Origin of the sequence: Flavobacterium adhaerens, assembly GCF_040045115.1 — a bacterium.
Taxonomy (GTDB): domain Bacteria; phylum Bacteroidota; class Bacteroidia; order Flavobacteriales; family Flavobacteriaceae; genus Flavobacterium; species Flavobacterium adhaerens.
This window is the reverse complement of the sequence record NZ_JBDLZX010000010.1, coordinates 42,312-61,437: the sequence shown is the minus strand read 5'-3', so window position 1 is coordinate 61,437 and position 19,126 is coordinate 42,312. Positions and strand designations below refer to the sequence as shown.

Annotated in this window: 20 protein-coding genes; all 20 read left to right on the top strand. The window is 32.3% G+C overall.

Features of this window, described 5'->3' with window-relative positions:
• Positions 1-12 precede the first annotated feature (12 nt).
• The 20 genes from ABEB18_RS13945 to ABEB18_RS13850 all read left to right on the top strand — a co-directional run bounded on the left by ABEB18_RS13945 (position 13) and on the right by ABEB18_RS13850 (position 19,124).
• The gene (locus ABEB18_RS13945; RefSeq protein ID WP_348799922.1) at positions 13-438 is read left to right on the top strand and encodes an adenylyltransferase/cytidyltransferase family protein; all 426 of its coding nucleotides are present in this window, start codon (positions 13-15) and stop codon (positions 436-438) included.
• Positions 438-1,439: a mannose-1-phosphate guanylyltransferase gene (locus ABEB18_RS13940; RefSeq protein WP_348799921.1), complete on the top strand. Its 1,002-nt coding sequence runs from the start codon at positions 438-440 to the stop codon at positions 1,437-1,439. The genes ABEB18_RS13945 and ABEB18_RS13940 overlap by 1 nt, the downstream gene beginning before the upstream one ends.
• 59 nt (positions 1,440-1,498) lie before the next feature.
• Positions 1,499-2,467 carry a GDP-L-fucose synthase family protein gene (locus tag ABEB18_RS13935; RefSeq protein WP_438861449.1) on the top strand — a complete coding sequence of 323 codons (969 nt, stop codon included), beginning with the start codon at positions 1,499-1,501 and terminating at the stop codon, positions 2,465-2,467.
• A 94-nt stretch (positions 2,468-2,561) separates the two neighbouring features.
• Complete coding sequence (gmd, locus tag ABEB18_RS13930) at positions 2,562-3,686, top strand: GDP-mannose 4,6-dehydratase (protein ID WP_348799920.1); 1,125 nt, start codon at positions 2,562-2,564, stop codon at positions 3,684-3,686.
• 51 nt (positions 3,687-3,737) lie between these two features.
• Complete coding sequence (locus tag ABEB18_RS13925) at positions 3,738-4,739, top strand: acyltransferase family protein (protein WP_348799919.1); 1,002 nt, start codon at positions 3,738-3,740, stop codon at positions 4,737-4,739.
• Between the two features lie 47 nt (positions 4,740-4,786).
• On the top strand, positions 4,787-6,073 hold the full coding sequence (locus ABEB18_RS13920) for an MATE family efflux transporter (RefSeq protein ID WP_348799918.1): 1,287 nt from the start codon (positions 4,787-4,789) through the stop codon (positions 6,071-6,073).
• Between the two features lie 24 nt (positions 6,074-6,097).
• The gene (locus ABEB18_RS13915; RefSeq protein ID WP_348799917.1) at positions 6,098-6,952 is read left to right on the top strand and encodes a glycosyltransferase family 2 protein; all 855 of its coding nucleotides are present in this window, start codon (positions 6,098-6,100) and stop codon (positions 6,950-6,952) included.
• 145 nt (positions 6,953-7,097) lie between these two features.
• The gene (locus ABEB18_RS13910) at positions 7,098-7,496 is read left to right on the top strand and encodes an acyltransferase (protein ID WP_348799916.1); all 399 of its coding nucleotides are present in this window, start codon (positions 7,098-7,100) and stop codon (positions 7,494-7,496) included.
• A gap of 13 nt (positions 7,497-7,509) precedes the next feature.
• Complete coding sequence (locus tag ABEB18_RS13905; RefSeq protein ID WP_348799915.1) at positions 7,510-8,160, top strand: DUF1919 domain-containing protein; 651 nt, start codon at positions 7,510-7,512, stop codon at positions 8,158-8,160.
• Entirely contained in the window at positions 8,157-9,191 is a 1,035-nt protein-coding gene (locus tag ABEB18_RS13900) for a glycosyltransferase (protein ID WP_348799914.1), read from the top strand. The genes ABEB18_RS13905 and ABEB18_RS13900 overlap by 4 nt, the downstream gene beginning before the upstream one ends.
• 46 nt (positions 9,192-9,237) lie before the next feature.
• On the top strand, positions 9,238-10,068 hold the full coding sequence (locus ABEB18_RS13895) for a glycosyltransferase family 32 protein (protein ID WP_348799913.1): 831 nt from the start codon (positions 9,238-9,240) through the stop codon (positions 10,066-10,068).
• Positions 10,068-11,150 (top strand): glycosyltransferase family protein, encoded by a 1,083-nt coding sequence (locus ABEB18_RS13890; RefSeq protein WP_348799912.1) that lies wholly within the window; start codon positions 10,068-10,070, stop codon positions 11,148-11,150. The genes ABEB18_RS13895 and ABEB18_RS13890 overlap by 1 nt, the downstream gene beginning before the upstream one ends.
• Complete coding sequence (locus ABEB18_RS13885) at positions 11,147-12,391, top strand: glycosyltransferase family 4 protein (protein WP_348799911.1); 1,245 nt, start codon at positions 11,147-11,149, stop codon at positions 12,389-12,391. Before ABEB18_RS13890 ends, ABEB18_RS13885 begins: the two co-directional genes overlap by 4 nt.
• A gap of 13 nt (positions 12,392-12,404) precedes the next feature.
• A complete protein-coding gene (locus tag ABEB18_RS13880) occupies positions 12,405-13,727 on the top strand; it encodes a hypothetical protein (protein ID WP_348799910.1) in 1,323 nt (440 codons plus the stop codon).
• The gene (locus ABEB18_RS13875) at positions 13,724-14,863 is read left to right on the top strand and encodes a glycosyltransferase family 4 protein (protein ID WP_348799909.1); all 1,140 of its coding nucleotides are present in this window, start codon (positions 13,724-13,726) and stop codon (positions 14,861-14,863) included. Before ABEB18_RS13880 ends, ABEB18_RS13875 begins: the two co-directional genes overlap by 4 nt.
• Before the next feature lie 4 nt (positions 14,864-14,867).
• A complete protein-coding gene (locus ABEB18_RS13870) occupies positions 14,868-15,530 on the top strand; it encodes an acyltransferase (protein WP_348799908.1) in 663 nt (220 codons plus the stop codon).
• Positions 15,531-15,572: 42 nt separating this feature from the next.
• Complete coding sequence (locus ABEB18_RS13865) at positions 15,573-16,646, top strand: glycosyltransferase (protein ID WP_348799907.1); 1,074 nt, start codon at positions 15,573-15,575, stop codon at positions 16,644-16,646.
• 4 nt (positions 16,647-16,650) lie between these two features.
• On the top strand, positions 16,651-17,754 hold the full coding sequence (locus tag ABEB18_RS13860; RefSeq protein WP_348799906.1) for a glycosyltransferase family 4 protein: 1,104 nt from the start codon (positions 16,651-16,653) through the stop codon (positions 17,752-17,754).
• Complete coding sequence (locus tag ABEB18_RS13855; protein WP_348799905.1) at positions 17,747-18,307, top strand: DapH/DapD/GlmU-related protein; 561 nt, start codon at positions 17,747-17,749, stop codon at positions 18,305-18,307. Before ABEB18_RS13860 ends, ABEB18_RS13855 begins: the two co-directional genes overlap by 8 nt.
• Complete coding sequence (locus ABEB18_RS13850; RefSeq protein ID WP_348799904.1) at positions 18,300-19,124, top strand: glycosyltransferase family 2 protein; 825 nt, start codon at positions 18,300-18,302, stop codon at positions 19,122-19,124. The genes ABEB18_RS13855 and ABEB18_RS13850 overlap by 8 nt, the downstream gene beginning before the upstream one ends.
• Positions 19,125-19,126 lie beyond the last annotated feature (2 nt).

The following is a 19,126-nucleotide window of genomic DNA, read 5'->3' as shown; positions in this document are numbered from 1 at the left end:
AACATTAAGAAGATGAAAACTGGAATTACATTTAGTGCTTTCGATTTGTTGCATGCAGGTCACGTAAAAATGCTGGAAGAAGCAAAATTACATTGTGATTATTTAATTGTTGGTTTACAAACTGATCCAACTTTGGATCGTCCTACAAAAAATAAACCAACTCAGACTGTTGTAGAACGTTATATACAGTTAAAAGCGTGCAAGTTTGTTGATGAAATAGTACCTTATGCAACCGAACAAGATTTGGAAGATATTTTGCAATCATTTACTATCGATATTCGTATAGTAGGCGAAGAGTATAAAGAAAAAGATTTTACGGGAAGATCTTATTGCGAAAAAAAAGGAATAGAGTTGTATTTTAATACAAGAGACCATCGCTTTTCAAGTACAGGTTTACGTCAAGAAGTGTATCAAAAAGAACTTTTAAAAGTTATATAATGAATACTAGTGCTATTACTCATATAATATTGTCTGGCGGAATTGGTAGCAGATTATGGCCACTTTCTAGGAAAAGTCAGCCAAAACAATACCTTGAGCTTTTTGAAGGACAAACCCTTTTTGAAAAGACTGTTGCGAGAAATAAAAACATTTCAGATAAAACCATAGTCGTTGGAAATATTGATAATTATGAAATGAGTAATAGCATTATGTCTAAATTCAATATGTCTTTTACTCATATCGTAGAAGCCGTTCCAAGAAATACTGCTGCGGCAATTGCATTTGCAGCTTTTGCTTCAAAGCCAGATGATATTTTATTGATTACTCCTTCGGATCATATCATAGAAGGCGAAATGTCCTATGACATCGCTTTAAGAAAGGCTATAGAATTAGCAAAAAATGATTTTTTAGTGACTTTTGGAATAAAACCAACAAAACCTGAAACAGGTTATGGTTATATTGAATTTGAACATGAAAATGTTATTGCGTTTCATGAAAAGCCAGATTTGAAAACAGCAACTATGTATCTCGAAAGCGGTAATAATTTTTGGAATAGTGGCCTTTTTTGTTTTAGAGCAGGAAAGTTTCTATCAGAGCTAGAAAGTTTTGAACCAGAAGTGTATTGGGCTTCTAGAACAGCCTGGGAAAACAATTCTAATGGTTTTTTGGATTACGAACTATCGCTTAAAATTCCTTCTATAAGTATAGATTATGCTGTAATGGAAAGGAGCAATGCGATCAAGGTTGTAGCTAGTGATTTTGAATGGTCAGATTTGGGTTCTTTTGAGTCGGTTTACGATTACTTGGTTCAAAAAGGACACCCAATAGATTCTAATAATAATATCGTTATCGGAACATTATTGCATACCACTTTTATTGGAGTTAAAAATTGCATTTTAATTTACACTTCAGACGCTTTGATGGTTTTGCAAAAAGAAAATTCTCAAGAAGTAAAAAAAGTTTATCAAGATTTAGAATCTATAGCTTCTCCATTATTATAATATAAATTGAGGCAAACTTAGAAATGAATATGATTGTCTATTAATAAATTTCACCAACAATGATTGATAATAAATCTAAAATATATATTGCTGGACACCAAGGTATGGTTGGGAGTGCTGTTTGGAGAGCTTTGTTGCAAAAAGACTACAATAATCTTATTGGTGTTTCTAGTAAGGAATTAGATTTAAGAGACCAAAATGCGGTTCGAGATTTTATTCAAAATGTAAAACCAGATGTTATTATAGACGCTGCTGCAAAAGTCGGTGGAATTTTGGCAAACAATGATTTTCCTTTTCAATTTTTGATGGAAAATATGCAAATTCAAAATAACCTTATCAATGAAGCTCATAATCATGGAGTAAAGAAGTTTATATTTTTGGGTAGCTCTTGTATATATCCAAAATTTGCTCCTCAACCATTAAAAGAAGAATATTTATTGACAGCAGCATTGGAGCCAACAAATGAATGGTATGCTTTGGCCAAAATTACTGGGGTAAAATTATGTGAAGCAATCCGCAAACAATATCAAAAAGATTTTGTGAGTCTAATGCCAACAAATTTATATGGTTTTAATGATAATTTTGATTTGCATAGTTCACATGTTTTGCCAGCAATGATTCGTAAATTTCATGAAGCCAAAAATAACAATCACGCTCCAGTTGTATTATGGGGATCAGGAAACCCAATGCGAGAATTTTTATTTGTAGATGATTTAGCCGAAGCAGTTGTTTTTGCACTCGAAAATAAATTGCCGGAACATTTATATAATGTTGGTACAGGCGAAGATTTGACAATAAAAGACTTAGCACTAGCGATTCAAAAAAGGGTTGGTCATTTGGGTGAAATTATTTGGGATAAAAGTAAGCCAGATGGGACACCACGAAAATTAATGGATGTTTCTAAAATGCATAATATAGGTTGGAAACATAAAGTATCTTTAGAACAAGGGATACAACAAACATACAATTGGTTTCTACAAAATGTCGAAAATTTAAAAGAGAAAGATTACCAAAAATCAATCTTTTAAACTAGAAATCTCAACAAGAAAAAACTTTACAGTTAACGTTTTATAAACTTTGCAACATTGCAATACAATGCCTTTGTGCTTAAAAAGTTAGATTATGAATCCATCAAAAAAAGTAGCGTTCATTACTGGAGTAACTGGACAAGACGGAGCCTATTTGAGTGAATTTTTATTAGAAAAGGGCTATATAGTACACGGATTAAAAAGGCGTACATCCTTATTTAATACTGATAGAATTGATCATTTGTATCAAGATCCTTATATAGAAGATAGAAATTTTATACTGCACTATGGGGATATGTCCGATAGTACAAACTTAACCCGTTTAATACAGGAAATTCAGCCTGACGAAATTTATAATTTGGCTGCTATGAGTCATGTGGCTGTTTCGTTTGAAACACCAGAATATACTGGAAATGTTGATGCATTGGGAACTTTAAGACTTTTGGATGCAGTTCGTTTGTTGGGGTTAGAAAAAAAGACACGAATTTATCAAGCTTCAACTTCTGAGTTGTACGGTAAAGTTCAAGAAGTACCACAGTCCGAAAAAACGCCTTTCTATCCAAGATCACCTTATGCTGTTGCCAAGATGTATGCTTATTGGATTACCGTAAATTACAGAGAGGCTTATGGAATGTATGCTTGTAACGGAATTTTGTTTAATCATGAGTCACCTATTCGGGGTGAAACTTTTGTCACTCGTAAAATCACTAGAGCAACTTCAAGGATAGCTTTGGGATTACAGGAAAAATTATTTTTAGGAAACCTTGATGCGCAACGTGATTGGGGACATGCAAAAGATTATGTACGAATGATGTGGATGATTTTGCAAGCCGAGGAACCAGAAGATTGGGTTATTGCTACTGGAAAAACAACTCCAGTTCGCGAATTTGTTCGAATGAGTTTTGCTGAAGTAGGTATAGAATTAGAGTTTAAAGGTATTGGTATTGAAGAAAAAGGCTTCGTCGCATCATGCAGTAATCCAGATTATCAAATACCAATTGGAAAAGAAGTATTGGCAGTAGATCCAAATTATTTTAGGCCAACAGAAGTTGATTTATTAATTGGAGATCCTACAAAAGCAAAAACTAAATTAGGTTGGGAATGTAAATATGAATTATCAGAACTAGTTCAGGAAATGATGGAATCAGATTTAAAGCTGATGCGCAAAGAACAACTTTTAAAAGAATGCGGATTCACGATTCTAAATTATTTTGAATAAGTGATCCAGTAAATTTAGTACAGAATATATCTAAAGAAAAAAAACTAACTTATGATTAAACCCGGTTTTGTTCGTTTTATATTAGCTTCATTAGTAGTTCTTTTTCATATTACTAAGTTTGTTTTTATAGGGCATTTGGCCGTATTCTGTTTTTTTATTCTTAGTGGTTATTGGGTCTCCTTGATGTATGAAACCAAATATAGCAAAACCAAAAATCCTTTATTTGTTTTTTACTGTAGTCGGATTTTTCGTTTGTTACCGGTTTTTTATTTAGTGAGTATTTTGACTTTTATAATGCTTCATTCATTTGAACCAGAAATAGTAAGTTCATTAGATTTTAAATCTACAAGCAGTATTGTTTTTTGGTTTGCCAATCTTTTTATGTTAGGATACAATCAGCTTGGTTTTGCACCTTTGGTTCCTGCTTGGTCACTCGATATCGAATTGCAATTTTACTTGTTATTGCCAATACTATTATTGTTCATAAAAACCAGAAAAGAAAGATTATGGGCTATTGTTATATGTTTTTTTGTAGCCTTAGGACTTTTTTTTATGGTTCCAGAATTATGTCTTTCCAAAACAATTCTTAAATATCTAGTTTATTTTATAATAGGTATCGAAATCTATAAATCTAAAGTAGTTTTTAAGCCCAATCTAGAAAAGATTTTCAATCTTTTATTTATTGCAATTTTAGCCATTCATTATGTAGTTCCTGATTTATTAGCTAAAGTAAAAGTGATTGATAGCAGTTACAACGAACTGTTTAATATTTTGACTTCTTTCCTGTTAATACCATTACTAGCCAATAGTGTATTGCGAAAAAGTGATTCTAAAGATACTTTTTTAGGAGGGGTATCTTATGTTTTATACCTAAGCCATTGGATGTTTATAATTCCGTACAATTATTATATCAAAGAGCTTACCAAATCGGATAGAATTCCTTATACGCTAGCGTATTTGTTTATCACTTATTTGTTTTCATTTTTGGTTTATCAATATTATGATTTACCACTTGATAAGTTGAGAAAGAAATGGGTTTTAAAGAGAATGTAAAAAATAAAACTGTGCATTTAAACATAACCTTAATTTTGAATTAAAATATGTTAAATAGGATACTAGAGCACCCACATTTTGACAATGCAAAACAATGGGGAAAACTAATCAGCATAACAGGTTCTGCTCAAATAATTATTCAAGCTGTAGGTTTTGCAAGTGGACTCATAATTATTCATATGCTGACTGTTCAAGAATATGCACTTTACACATTAGCCAATACAATGCTTGGGACAATGACTTTGCTGGCTGATGGTGGAATCGGAACTGGTGTGATGTCTGAAGGAGGTAAGGTTTGGGAAGACAAAGAAAAACTGGGAGCTATTTTGGCCACAGGTTTAGTATTAAGAAGAAAGTTTGCTTCAATATGTTTTGTATTAGCGATTCCTGTTTTAATGTATTTATTGCTGCATAATGGCGCAAGTTGGTTGACTGCAATTTTGATTTCGGCATCATTGATCCCAGCTTTTTTTGCAGCCTTATCGGATTCTTTGTTAGAGATTGTTCCCAAATTGCATCAAGACATTTTTCCTTTGCAAAAAAACCAGGTTATGGTTGGTATTGCTAGACTTTTCTTAACGGGATTGACAATTTTTATTTTCCCTTGGGCATTTGTAGCAATTTTAGCTAGCGGGATTCCTAGGCTCATAGGAAATATTAAATTAAAAAAAATAGCGGATAATTTTGCCGATAACACTCAGACAAATGATCCTGAGATTCAAAAAGAAATATTATCTGTTGTCAAAATAATCTTGCCTGGTGCCATTTATTATTGTTTATCTGGACAAATTACGATTTGGTTAATATCCATTTTTGGCGATGCAACTTCAGTAGCACAAGTAGGAGCATTAGGAAGAGTGTCGGTTTTGTTAGGTTTATTCGGAACACTATTTTCAACTTTGTTGGTTCCTCGTTTTGCAAGACAAAAAAATGTTTACAAAGTATTGTTTAATCAATTTTTGCTTAGTGTTTTGGTCTTGTTTTCAATATGTTTATTAGTTGTGTTGGGCGTTTCGCTATTTTCGACTCAGTTTTTATGGCTATTAGGAGGAAACTACAAAGGGCTAGACACTGCTCTTGTCTTAAATGTTTCAGGAAGTTGTTTAGGACTATTAACGGGGCTTTTATTTTCGCTTTGTTCAAGTCGAGGTTGGCTTATCAATCCGTATCTCTACATATTAGCAAATTTAATATGCATTGTTATAGGGATATTGATTTTTGATGTTTCAAATTTAATTGGGGTATTGAGTTTCAATATCTTCATTTCGGTTATTCAAGCGCTGATTTATTTGTTCTATGCACAATTAAAGATTCATAGGTTAAAAACGATTTAGTTTAATGATTTAATATTTTATAAAATGACTACTCCATTAGTATCCGTTTGTATTCCTGTTTATAATGCTGCAAAATATATTGAAGAAACTGTAAACTATTTTTTGTCACAGACTTATGATAATATTGAAATAATTATTCAAGACGATTATTCTACTGATGGGACTTGGGAAATATTGAATGAAAATTTTGCGAATGAACCTAAAGTTAAATTGTTTAGAAATGAAAAAAATTTAGGAATAGGACCCAACTGGAATAATGTTTACGATAAAGCAATAGGTGAATATGTAGTAATTGCAAATGCTGATGATGTTCACAACAATACATTTATAGAAAAAGGAGTTAAGAAACTCACTGACACAAGATCCGATTTTATCTCTTTTAAATATAAAAGACTTTTTGAAAAAACGGGCGCAATAAAATATACCGAAGAAAATGCACCTATTAAGTCTGGGTATATCGAAAATGCCTTCGAAAAAATAGCCTTCGAAAACCCTTTTCATATTGTGTTTACAATGTTTAGAAAAAAAATTCTTGACGAAATTAAATTGAAAGGGAAACTGTTTTTAAATACTCAAATATGTGATGCCGAATTGATGTTGCGGTACGCTGAAAACCGAAATTTATATTACTGTGATGAGGTAATTGGGTATTACAGAATTCACGAAACCAACAATTCGTCTATTCCATTAGGAGAATTGAAAAGTTATTATTTTGATGTTCTACCTATTTGGCATTCCAAACTTTCAAAAAAATTTGGTTTCAGATTTAGAAAAAGTTTGATGGTTGGCTTAATAGCTTATTTAAAGTCTATAATAAGAGGTAGAAGCCCTTGGAATTACAAACTGTTTTTCAATATGTTTCGTTTTGTAATGTCTTAAATCTATGAAAATCAAAAGCTTTTTGTCTGAATTTAGATTGTATCTGTGCAATCATATAATTTCTCATATTCCTAGTCATACTATACGGTTATGGTATTATCGAACGGCAATGGGATTTAAGATAGGTAAGGGGAGCTCAATTTGTATGAACTGCAAATTTGATTCTTCTAAAGGACTTGAGATAGGTATTGATTCTGTTATAAATGGAGGATGTCGAATAGATACGAGAGGCAATGTAAAAATAGGTAGTAACGTTTCTATTTCTGAAGATGTAATTTTTTTGACAGCCGATCACGATGAATTATTTGAATACGAAAGAATACGGAATAAAGAAATAATCGTTGAGGATTATGTCTGGATTGGCACAAGAGCTATGGTATTACCAGGAGTTCATCTAGCAAAAGGAGCTGTTGTAGCCGCTTCGGCAACCGTAACAAAGGATGTAGCATCTTGTAATGTGGTTGCAGGAATTCCGGCAAAGGTTATTAAAATGAGAATCAATAATTTTGATTATAGCGGAAAATATAGGAGGTTGTTTCAGTAAATTTCAATAAATTATGAATAAAGACTTTTGTATTATATCAAATGATTGTTGGGGTGCCGAGGTTTATATTGAACGAAAAATAAAATACAATTCGCCATTTGTTGGATTGTTTATCCCTCCGTTAGACTTTGTAAAAATGGCTAATAGTTTGCCAGTTTATTTAAAGCATAATTTAGTTTTTGTAAAAAGAACTAAATACATAGAATACGAAAAACTTCATCTAAAAGAACGATATCCTATTGGTTTGCTTGGTGATATTGAAATTCATTTTTTGCATTATAAAGATGAAAATGAGGCCACTTCAAAATGGAATAGACGATTAGGACGAATGCCATTGGATTCCTCTAATTGGTTCATCAAAGGTTGTGATAGAGAAATAAATAATTGGTTCGAATTCTTAATTCTTTGGAATTCAATCCCTTATAACAAAGTGTTTTTTTCAGCCAAAAAAATACCAGGAATCGATAAACTAATACGTATTACCGAATCTTTCAACGACTATGTTACAGATGGAAAAGATTTGTATAAGTTGTCTAAAGATTATTTCAATATAGATAAATGGTTAGATTCTAAAGGAGGAGCCTGGTACGAAAAAAAAATATCTTATAAACGTTATTTGAACTTTTTGCTTAAAAAATTTAAATATAAAATGAGCAAGTTATGAAAGGCATAAGTGTAATAGTTTGTTGTTATAATAGTGTTGGTAGGCTAAAACCAACTATAGAGCATTTGTTAAATCAAGACAATATTGCTCCTAATCAATGGGAGGTTATAATAATAGACAATGCCTCTACAGATAATACCTCTGAAGTAGCTAATCGTTTATGGAAAAATAATGTTACTGCAAACAAACCAAATTTTAGAATCATAAAAGAATTTGAGCCAGGTTTGTCTGCAGCCCGTTTATGCGGGATCAATAATGCTCACTTTGATTATTTATTATTCTGTGATGACGATAATTGGTTGTCTGAAAATTATTTGCACGACGCTTTATCAATTATTAATGATAATCCTAATGTTGGTGTAATTGGAGGATATGGTATTCCTGTTTTTGAAGGTCATGAGCCACCTTATTTTTGGAAAAATCAATATCACACTTTGGCTGTAGGTTCTCAATATTTAGAAGAAGGAGACATTACCAATACCCGAAAAGTTGTTTACGGTGCTGGAATGATTGTAAATAAAAATGCCTTTTTAGAGTTGATACATAAATATCAATTCAAATTTCAATCTACTGGACGAAAAGGGACTTCATTAGTAAGTGGAGAAGATCACGAACTCTGTTTAGCTTTGGGAATGATTGGCTATAAAATTTTATGGAATAAGAAACTACAATTTTGTCATTACATTCCTAAAAACAGAACAGAAATCAATTATTATAAAAAATTATTTTTAGGATTTGGACTTTCTGAGCCTTTGCTTATAGGTTATCAATTAGATCGCCTAAAACCAATAAATTTTAAGAATGATTATCGATACATTGCTTTAAGAAAAATGAAAAATGTAGTGTCACTCTATATGAAAATTTTGTACGAGCAAAAGGTTCTTCAAAAAAATGATTATCAAATTTTAAATTTAACTCAAGATCTATATACTAATTTGGGGAGTTTTAAAACAACTCTTAAAGTAAGAAACAATATAAGAGATGGTTTTATAAGTACGGTATTGTTTAAATTGACTCCAAATCAAAATTAAATCAAATCTTAAAGTACTGATTCGTAATTAACAATCTATAAATACAATGAGCGAGAATAAAATTCCTAAAGTAATTCATTATTGTTGGTTTAGTGGTGACGAAAAATCCCCATTTATTTTGGATTGTATGAAAAGCTGGTCTGAAATAATGCCAGATTATCAAATCAGATTATGGGATGCCAATAGCTTTGATTTTAGTTCAGTCCCATTTGTACATGAAGCATTCAAAGCTAGAAAATGGGCTTTTGTTGCCGATTATATTAGGTTGTATGCTCTATATACCGAGGGAGGAGTCTATTTAGATTCGGATGTTAAGGTATTCAAGAGTTTTAGTGAATTCTTGGATTATGATTTTTTTACCTCTCATGAGTTGCATCCAGGTAATTTTACTGATACCGAAAAATCGAAACTTGATAAGAATTTTAGACCCAAAAATGAAAATGATCTTGTATTTGGTTTGAATGTTCAGGCAGCAATAATGGCCGCAAAAAAAGGGAATCTTTATTTAAAAGATTGTTTAGAGTTTTACCAAGACAAGCATCTTATTGATGAGAATAATACATTATTATGTGAGGAGTTTATAATAGGACCTATAATATCAAAAATTGCTGAAAAATATGGTTATGTATATCAAGATTCTGAGCAAAAATTAGATAATAATATGATCATCTTCAAGTCTGATATATTTGTAGGAAATTCTGTTTTTTTGTCTCCAAAGTCATACGCAATTCATCTCATTAATGGTTCTTGGCGTGAAAAAAGTAAATATTCTATATTCTTCTCTTATGTTAGAAATTATTATCCACGTTTGTTCTTTTTGGTTGATTTTAATGATCGTGTTATGAGAAACCTTAGAGGACTTCTAAAACTGAATTGATGAAAATACTTTTTCTCTGTGGTTCATTGGAGCCTGGATTTGATGGGGTTGGAGATTACACGAGACGCTTGGCTGGTGAGCTAATAAGACAAAATCATCAAGCCAAGATTATTGCTCTAAATGATAATAGTAAAATTATTGTAACCGAAGAAGAACAAGAAATAGAAGGAACTAGTGTACCAGTTATGCGTATTCCAAATAATACACCAACTACTCAACGTTTAAATACAGTAAAACAATCATTAGTTGTTTATAATCCGGATTGGATTAGTTTACAATTTGTTCCCTATAGCTTTAATGCAAAAGGATTGCCTTTCTGGTTGCCTTCCTTTTTAAAGAAATTAAAAGGAAAACACAAATGGCATATCATGTTTCATGAATTGTGGTTGGGAATTGATATCGAATCTTCGTTTAAGCATAAATGTATTGGCAAATTTCAGCAATTAATAATTGAAAAAGTAATTCATAATACAAATACAAATCTCGTAAACACTCAAAATAAATTGTACCAATATTTTTTGAACGAACATCAAATCAATTCAGAAGTTTTACCTATTTGCGGAAACATTCCATTTACAGCTGTCAAAAAAGAAAATATAGACTGTACTCAATTTGTCTTGTTTGGGGCGATACATTATGGAGCTCCATTTGATGATTTTATAGAAGATTTAAACAATATTTCGAATCAATTAGTCAAACCAATAAAATTTATTTTCATTGGGAAAAATGGTTCTGAGTTAGAGAATTACATAACGATTTTAACAAAGTACAATATTGGTTATCAGGTTTTAGGAATTCAATCCGAAGAGGTAATATCCGAAGTGTTAGTAAATAGTGATTTTGGTATATCGACAACACCTTATTTTCAGTCCGAAAAAAGTGGAGTTTATGCAGCATACCGAGAGCATCAAGTAAATACAATTTGTGTTTCTAGGCAATGGACACCAACACAAGGACAATATCGAATACCTCAAATCATCAGATACGAAAAAAATAATTTGAATATAATTCAGAAAAATGTTGAGGTTTTTGACTTACAAAGTATGACGAAACAATTTATTAATTCAATTTCGATATCATGAAGTTACTTGTTTCACATCCTACATTGAATGCGAATTCAAAAAACTTGATAACAGGATTGTTAGATAATAGAAGATTATTCAAACTATTTACATCAATAGCGATATTTCCAAATCAAATATTGTATAAATTGAGTGATTATTCAAAGCTAAAAGATTTAAAAAGAAGGAGTTTGGATAGTACATGGCAACCTTATACACGATCCAAATCATTTTATGAATTTGGTCGGTTATTTACCTCAAAACTCAAATTGGATAGCTTAATTGCTCACGAAAAAGGATTTTTTTGCATTGATAATATTTATAAAAAGCACGATACTTGGGTCGCCAATAATTTAAAAAAAGCCCAAAAGCAAGGTCTTTCAGGAGTATATGCTTATGAAGATGGTGCTTTGTCAACTTTTGTAAAAGCGAAACAGTTAGGAATAAAATGCATTTATGATTTGCCTATCGGGTATTGGAGAAGCGCTCGCCTATTAATGCAAAATGAATTTGACATCAATCCAGAATGGTCAAGTACGCTTACTGGTTTTAATGATTCGCCAGAAAAGCTTCAAAAAAAAGATCAAGAATTGGCACTTGCAGATGTGATTTATGTAGCGAGTAGTTTTACCAAAAAAACATTAAAAGAATATTCGGGGAATTTGGCTGAGATAAAAGTGATTCCTTATGGATTTCCAGAGGTAAATTTAACAAAAGAATACCAGCCACTTCAAGGTCGTAAACTCAAGGTACTATTTGTTGGAGGTTTGTCACAGCGAAAAGGAATCTCTTATTTGTTTGATGCAGTTAAGGGGTTAGAAGACAGGATAACATTGACTGTTGTTGGTCACAAAGCTGTTTCTGATTGCAACGCTTTAAACGAAGCTTTAGAAACACATCATTGGATTCCGTCCTTGTCACACGATCAAGTACTATCCTGTATGCGAGAAAATGATGTGTTGGTTTTTCCTTCTCTTTTCGAAGGTTTTGGTTTGGTAATTACCGAGGCAATGTCACAAGGTGTTCCTGTAATAACAACTGATCGTACGGCTGGACCGGATTTAATTACCGATAATGAAAATGGTTGGATAGTACCAGCTGGTTCATCATCAGCAATAAAAGAAGTTTTTGATAAAATATTTGAAAAACCAGAAATTCTAAAACAGTTTGGAATTTCGGCACAAAATAAAGCTCAAACAAGACCATGGTCAGTTTATGGTCAAGAAATGGCAGACGCTCTTTCTTCGTTAAGGATTTTATAAATAACTATGGTAAATGAATATAGCGAGTGAATTAGATATAGAACCAAAATATAAACTGTTAAAAATAGCTATATGGTTGTATTTTCTACTTTGGATTTTTGAAGGGGCGCTGCGCAAATGGTTTTTGCCTAGTTTAGCAGCACCTTTATTAGTGGTTCGTGATCCTATTGCTATTTACATAATAGTTAAGGCCTTGATGCTGGATGTTAAATTTGTAAATTCTTTTGTGGTTTTTGCATTGATATTTACATTATACGGTTTGGCAATTACACTGACTTTCGGGCACGGAAATCTTTTTGTAGGACTTTATGGAGGAAGGATAATGTTGGTTCATTTTCCATTAATTTTTATAATGGGACAAGTTTTTACCAAAGACGATGTGCTTCAAATGGGCAGATTTTTATTGGTTATGAATATCGTAATGACGATAATTGTTTATTTCCAATTCATAAGTCCACAAACAGCATTTATAAACGTTGGTGTAGGAGGCGAAGGAAGTGCTGGTTTTTCTGGAGCAATGGGCTATAGTCGTCCACCAGGAACCTTTTCGTTTATCTCTGGATTGGCAAGTTTTTACACAGCTGTATCCGTTTTTGTATTTTATTTTTGGTTGTCCAAAGAGTATTGTTCAAAAATTTTACTGAGTATCAGTACAATTACTTTAGTCATAGCATTGCCATTAACTATCAGTCGTGGGGCAGTAGTAGCAGTTGCAATAGTTGGGTTGTTTGCGGTAATAGCCTCAATGACCAGTAGCAAAATGGTGATGAAATTGGTGTTGAGTGTTGTTGTTTTTTATCTCGTAATACTGGCACTTCAGGAATATTCAGAAACTTTTAATTTGAGTACAGAAGTGTTTATGGATAGAGTAGAATCTGCAAACAAAGCGACCGATGGAGGTGGATTAAAAGATTCTATTTTTTTAAGAATGTTGAATGATATTACGGCTCCAATAGTAGATTTATTCGATCAGCCTATGTTTGCTGGAAATTTAGGAATGGGTACAAATGCAGGAGCACAAATGTTGAACGGTAAAATTACATTCCTAATAGCAGAAACAGAATTTGGACGATTAGGTGGTGAACAAGGAATTATTTTTGGCGGAGGCCTCATTCTTTTGCGAGTTATTTTAGGAATAAGCATGACAATGAAATCGTTTAGATTGCCACAAGAAGATAAACTGCTTCCTTTTGTTTTATGCGGCGCAGCAGTTGTATCCTTGATTCAAGGACAATGGGCACAACCCAGTATTTTAGGATATGCCGTGATTATGGGAGGATTAGTAATGGCAAGTTTAAAAAAAACAGATTATGTATTACAAAGCAATAGTTTATGATCCAAAAAATTGTTTTAATTGGTAATTACAAGCCGGACAAACAATACAGCATGTTGATTTTTGAAGCTTTGATAGCTAGAGGGTACTCGAAATATGGTTTTCAGATTACTACAATTCGACCAAATGACATCTTTAGAAAATTAAGTTTCAATAATTCAATTTTGATAAAGTGGTTAGGCTACGTTGATAAATTTATAGTATTCCCAATTCAGCTTTTAGGGATTAGGCTTTTAAACTTCTTAACATTACAATCGGTAAACTATCATATTTGCGATCATTCTAATGCGTTTTATTTACGTTTTTTACCCCAAAACGCTACAATAATTACTTGTCATGATGTATTGGCAATAAGAGCTGGCTTGGGATATTTAGATACTTATTGTCCAGTAACAAAATCAGGGAAGGTTTTGCAACGGATAATTTTGAGTGCTTTGAGTGAAGCCAAAAAGGTGGTGGCTGTTTCGGAATTTACCTTAAATCAATTAAACGAAATCGACACGAAGCCTAATATTTCCAAAAACTGGATTTGCATTCATAATGCTTTATCTGAAAAATTCAAGCCATTGCCTCTAAGTCAAGCTCATTTAGTTTTGGATAAATTAGAAATACTAAAAAACAACGATTTCATTCTGCATATAGGTTCCGATTTAGACCGTAAGAATCGAAAATTATTGATTCATATGATGTATGAATTGCAAAATTATTGGAACGGCATATTGGTTTTAGCTGGCGAAAAATTAAATGATGAATTGCTTGAACTGATCAAAAAATTAAAGATTTCTGATAGAATATTACAAATTCAGAATCCCACCGACAAAGAAGTAATTGCATTATACTCAACTTGTCATACTATGATTTTTCCATCTTATTCAGAAGGTTTTGGTTGGCCAATAATAGAAGCTCAAGCTTGTGGTGCTCCTGTAATTACCAGTAACAAAGCACCAATGATGGACGAAGTAGGAGGAAAGGCTGCTTTATATGCAGACCCAGACAATCCAAGCTCTTTTGTAAATGAGTTTTTGAAATTAATTGAAAAAGAATTTAGAGACGAAATCATTAGACTGGGGTATATAAACACAAAAAGATTTGATTTTGATAATACCGTACATCAGTATGTAGAATTTATAAAAAATTAAATAGATGGTACTAAAAATAATAACCATTTTAATGCCTTGGCCTTTAAAAAGATTTATGTTGGTTACATTTTTTAAATACGAAATTGATCCAACTGCCAGAATAGGATTTTCCTGGATTTATCCTCAAAAACTGATTATGGGTTCAGATAGTTATATAGGTAATTTTAATGTAGCAGTACATTTAGATTTGATAAAAATTGGGAAGTATTCAACTATAGCAAGAGGTAATTGGATTACTGGTTTCCCTACTAATACAGATTCGAAACATTTTGTACATCAAAAAGATAGAAAATCAAATTTAATAATTGGAGAACATTCATCCATTACCAAAAAACATCATATCGATTGTACCAATGTAATTCAAATTGGCAATTTTGTTACCATTGCTGGATATGCAAGCCAATTGCTAACACATTCAATCAATATCGGTTTGAATATTCAGGACAGTTATCCTATTACAATTGGTGATTATTGTTTTGTAGGAACTTCATCAACTATTTTGGGTGGTTCAAATTTACCAAGTCACAGTGTTCTAGGTGCAAAAGCATTATTAAATAAACATTTTGAAATTCCTTATCGGTTGTACGGTGGAAATCCAGCTCAAGAAATTAAAGAACTGTCAAAGGATTTTAAATATTTTAACAGAGAGGTGGGATTTGTTTTCTAAAAAGTTTAAGTCTAATAATAACGTTAAGATCTGAATTTGGTCATGAAAGTAATTCATTATATAGCAAGTATCGATAAAAATGGTGGTGGTACTACAGAGTACATGAGATTGTTAAGTAAAGCTCTAAAAAATGATACTTCGTTTAGTATTGCCACAGGAATTTCAAAATCTCCAATAACTATTGAGGGTGTTCCTGTAAAATTTTTTGATAATAATTTGTTGCGTTGGTTTTCCTTGATGAGAGAGTTTCGAACTTTTCTTGAACATGAAAAGCCAGACATTGTTCATATCAACGGAATTTGGAGCCCACAAAATTGGGGGTTTCAAAAAATAGCGCAAGAGCAAAAGATAAAAGTGGTTTTATCGCCACACGGAATGCTAGAAACTTGGATATTGAATCACAATCCTTTGAAGAAAAAAATCGCTCTTTTCTTATTTCAAAATAAAGCAATTCACAAAGTAGATCATATTCATGCTACTGCTCAAATGGAGAAAGATAGTATTGAGAGACTTAGTTTTACAAATAAGATTACGATTATTCCAAACGGAATTGATTTGAGTGAATTAAATGGTAGCAAAAGGAGATATGGTACAAAAAAAATGGTTTTCATATCTCGTATTCATCCCAAAAAAGGAGTTGAAATTTTACTCGAAGCTTGGCGGGAATCTAATACAAAAGGGTGGGTGTTGGAAATTGCAGGAAGTGGCGCACCAGCTTATTTAGAATCCCTAAAACAGAGTGTTCAGGATTTACCTAATGTGCATTTTGTTGGAGCTGTTTATGGTGAAGCCAAATGGGATTTTTTACGTTCTGCCGATGTGATGGTTTTGCCCACTTACAGCGAAAATTTCGGAATAGTGGTTGCTGAAGCTCTAGCAGTTGGTGTTCCAGTCATCACAACTACTGGGACACCATGGCAAGATCTAGAAGATTACAATTGTGGTTGGTGGATTGAGTTGTCTGTAAAGAATTTGAAAGATGCTTTGTCGAAAGTTTTTAATTCACCAATTATAGCTCTAGAAGCTATGGGAAATAACGGTAGAAAATTAGTTAAAGAAAAATACGACATCGAAGCGGTAGGCAAAAACATGGTTCAATTATATAATACGATTTGAAACGATGAAAATTACAATTGTTCAAGGTGCTTTTTTTCCAGTCCCACCAGTTTTGGGCGGTGCAGTTGAAAAAATTTATTTTAAGTTAGGACAAGAGTTTGTTAGTTTAGGACATGAAGTAACTCACATTAGTAGATCGCACAGTGATTTTCAAGATAAAGAAACCATAAACGGGGTGTCACATATTCGAGTAAAAGGTTTCGCAACTCCAAAAAGTTTACTTGTTTTAAAGTTTTATGATTTAATTTATACTTTAAGAACTCTTAAGCATATTGATTCGGATATAGTAGTTTCTAATACATTTTGGTTACCTATTTTTTTTAGAAACAAATCAAAAGGCAAAATATATGTAAGTGTCGAACGAAGACCCAAATGGCAAATGAAATTATATTCAAATGCTAGTAAGTTTAGAGCTTGTTCGCCTATGATTTTTGATTTGATTAAAGAAAGAATTAAGCCAGAAGATCATAAAAAAATCTCGTACATACCCAATCCTGTGCCGTTTCAACTAAAAGATTTTGCAGGTGAAAAAGTAAAAAGCATTTTGTTTGTAGGACGATTAGACAAAGAAAAAGGAGTACATATTTTGATTGATGCTTTTAATAGTATTCCCGAAAGGATCACTAAAAACTGGGTACTCAATATAGTGGGACCTTGGGAACCTGCAGAAGGTGGTGGAGGACAAGAATATTATAATGAATTAAAAAGCAAAAAAGGGAATGTAAACTTCATCGGTTCTGTTTATGATCAAGACAAACTTTCGAAACTTTATTACGAGTCAAAGATTTTTTGTTACCCAGTTCAAGACGGGACTGGCGATGCAGGTCCAGTAGCACCTAGAGAAGCCATGTCTTATGGTTGTGCGACAATTTTATCAAATCACCATTGTTTTGATGAATATGCTGTTGCAGAACTAAATTGTCTGAGATTTAATCAAAGCAGTTACAATCAAACACACGAACTTTCTCAGCAAATTTTAAGATTAATGACTGATAATCAGCTTTGTGAAAAAATTTCAGGTAATGGGAAAAAAGTGTATGATGATTTTTCTACTTCTAAAATTGCAAAAATGTTTATTAATGATTTTCAATCAATATTAAATGAGTAATGATATACTAGAATACAATCAAAACACACCTTATGATTCGCCTTGGTCAATATCACAGAGAGTCAAAATGGTAATTTGGGATTATGTATGGTTGTTATTTTGTATTTGGACTCCAAAACCCGCCAACGGTTGGAGATTGTTTTGGCTCAAATTATTTGGTTGCAAGATTTACGGAAAACCATTTGTGCATCAAAGGGCAAGAATTCAAATTCCGTGGAATTTAATTTTACACGATCATGCCTGTTTAGGAGATCGAGCCAATGCTTACACTCTTGGAGTTGTAGAAATTTTTGAACATGCTACGGTAGGCCAAGAAGTTTATTTATGTACAGGAACTCATGCTTTTAATAAACCCTCTTTGAATTTGATTACCAGGAAAATAACAATAAGCAAAGGTGTTTTTATTGGTGCTAGAACATTTGTCATGCCAGGGGTAATAGTGGGTGAAAACGCAATAATAGGTGCAGGAAGTATAGTCACCAAGAATGTCGAAAAAAATTCTATAGTAGCAGGCAATCCTGCAAAATTTATTAAATATAGAAGCTATGAATAAAATTCCAATTTCAGTAGTCGTTTCGGTCAAAAACGAATCACTTAATTTGCCCTCATGTTTGGATAAGTTAAGACGCTTTGATCAAATTATCGTGGTAGATTCAGGAAGTACTGATGATACAAGAGATATTGCAGTTGCTATGGGAGCCGAAGTATTACTTTTTCAATGGAACGGTAAATTCCCCAAAAAACGCAATTGGACATTGCAAAATGCTGATCTTCGTCACGAATGGATATTATTTTTGGATGCAGATGAATTTGTAACCGAAGCCTTTGTTGATGAGGTTGCCACAAAAATAAAAGACACGAAGTATAACGGTTATACTATACAGTTTGAAAACTATTTTATGGGTAGAAAACTGAAATACGGATATGGTTTTCAAAAATCGGCACTCTTTAAAAAATCTAAAGGGGCTTACGAAAAAATCGACGAAGATTTATGGAGTCACTTGGATATGGAAGTACACGAACATCCTATTATAGAAGGTAAAGTTGGAATAATAAATGCAAAAGTTATCCATAAGGACTTCAAAAACTTAGAACACTATATCGATAAACACAATGCTTATTCTACTTGGGAAGCACAAAGATATTTGCAATTACAAAAGGAAAATAACTCGCATTTATCTGTAAATCAAAAAATAAAGTATGGTCTTCTTAACACAGGTTTACTTCCAGCGGTTTATTTTGTTGGAGCTTATTTTTTAAAATTAGGTTTTCTAGACGGTAAAGAAGGATTTTATTTGGCACGATTTAAATCTCATTATTTTTTTCAAATTCAGACTAAAGTAAATTCATTAAAAAACAAATATAATTAAGG

Bases quoted from the DNA above. Each gene is read 5' to 3' on its own strand.
- ABEB18_RS13945 (WP_348799922.1), top strand. From the start codon at position 13: ATGAAAACTGGAATTACATTTAGTGCTTTCGATTTGTTGCATGCAGGT.
- ABEB18_RS13940 (WP_348799921.1), top strand. From the start codon at position 438: ATGAATACTAGTGCTATTACTCATATAATATTGTCTGGCGGAATTGGT.
- ABEB18_RS13935 (WP_438861449.1), top strand. From the start codon at position 1,499: ATGATTGATAATAAATCTAAAATATATATTGCTGGACACCAAGGTATG.
- gmd (WP_348799920.1), top strand. From the start codon at position 2,562: ATGAATCCATCAAAAAAAGTAGCGTTCATTACTGGAGTAACTGGACAA.
- ABEB18_RS13925 (WP_348799919.1), top strand. From the start codon at position 3,738: ATGATTAAACCCGGTTTTGTTCGTTTTATATTAGCTTCATTAGTAGTT.
- ABEB18_RS13920 (WP_348799918.1), top strand. From the start codon at position 4,787: ATGTTAAATAGGATACTAGAGCACCCACATTTTGACAATGCAAAACAA.
- ABEB18_RS13915 (WP_348799917.1), top strand. From the start codon at position 6,098: ATGACTACTCCATTAGTATCCGTTTGTATTCCTGTTTATAATGCTGCA.
- ABEB18_RS13910 (WP_348799916.1), top strand. From the start codon at position 7,098: ATGAACTGCAAATTTGATTCTTCTAAAGGACTTGAGATAGGTATTGAT.
- ABEB18_RS13905 (WP_348799915.1), top strand. From the start codon at position 7,510: ATGAATAAAGACTTTTGTATTATATCAAATGATTGTTGGGGTGCCGAG.
- ABEB18_RS13900 (WP_348799914.1), top strand. From the start codon at position 8,157: ATGAAAGGCATAAGTGTAATAGTTTGTTGTTATAATAGTGTTGGTAGG.
- ABEB18_RS13895 (WP_348799913.1), top strand. From the start codon at position 9,238: ATGAGCGAGAATAAAATTCCTAAAGTAATTCATTATTGTTGGTTTAGT.
- ABEB18_RS13890 (WP_348799912.1), top strand. From the start codon at position 10,068: ATGAAAATACTTTTTCTCTGTGGTTCATTGGAGCCTGGATTTGATGGG.
- ABEB18_RS13885 (WP_348799911.1), top strand. From the start codon at position 11,147: ATGAAGTTACTTGTTTCACATCCTACATTGAATGCGAATTCAAAAAAC.
- ABEB18_RS13880 (WP_348799910.1), top strand. From the start codon at position 12,405: ATGAATATAGCGAGTGAATTAGATATAGAACCAAAATATAAACTGTTA.
- ABEB18_RS13875 (WP_348799909.1), top strand. From the start codon at position 13,724: ATGATCCAAAAAATTGTTTTAATTGGTAATTACAAGCCGGACAAACAA.
- ABEB18_RS13870 (WP_348799908.1), top strand. From the start codon at position 14,868: ATGGTACTAAAAATAATAACCATTTTAATGCCTTGGCCTTTAAAAAGA.
- ABEB18_RS13865 (WP_348799907.1), top strand. From the start codon at position 15,573: ATGAAAGTAATTCATTATATAGCAAGTATCGATAAAAATGGTGGTGGT.
- ABEB18_RS13860 (WP_348799906.1), top strand. From the start codon at position 16,651: ATGAAAATTACAATTGTTCAAGGTGCTTTTTTTCCAGTCCCACCAGTT.
- ABEB18_RS13855 (WP_348799905.1), top strand. From the start codon at position 17,747: ATGAGTAATGATATACTAGAATACAATCAAAACACACCTTATGATTCG.
- ABEB18_RS13850 (WP_348799904.1), top strand. From the start codon at position 18,300: ATGAATAAAATTCCAATTTCAGTAGTCGTTTCGGTCAAAAACGAATCA.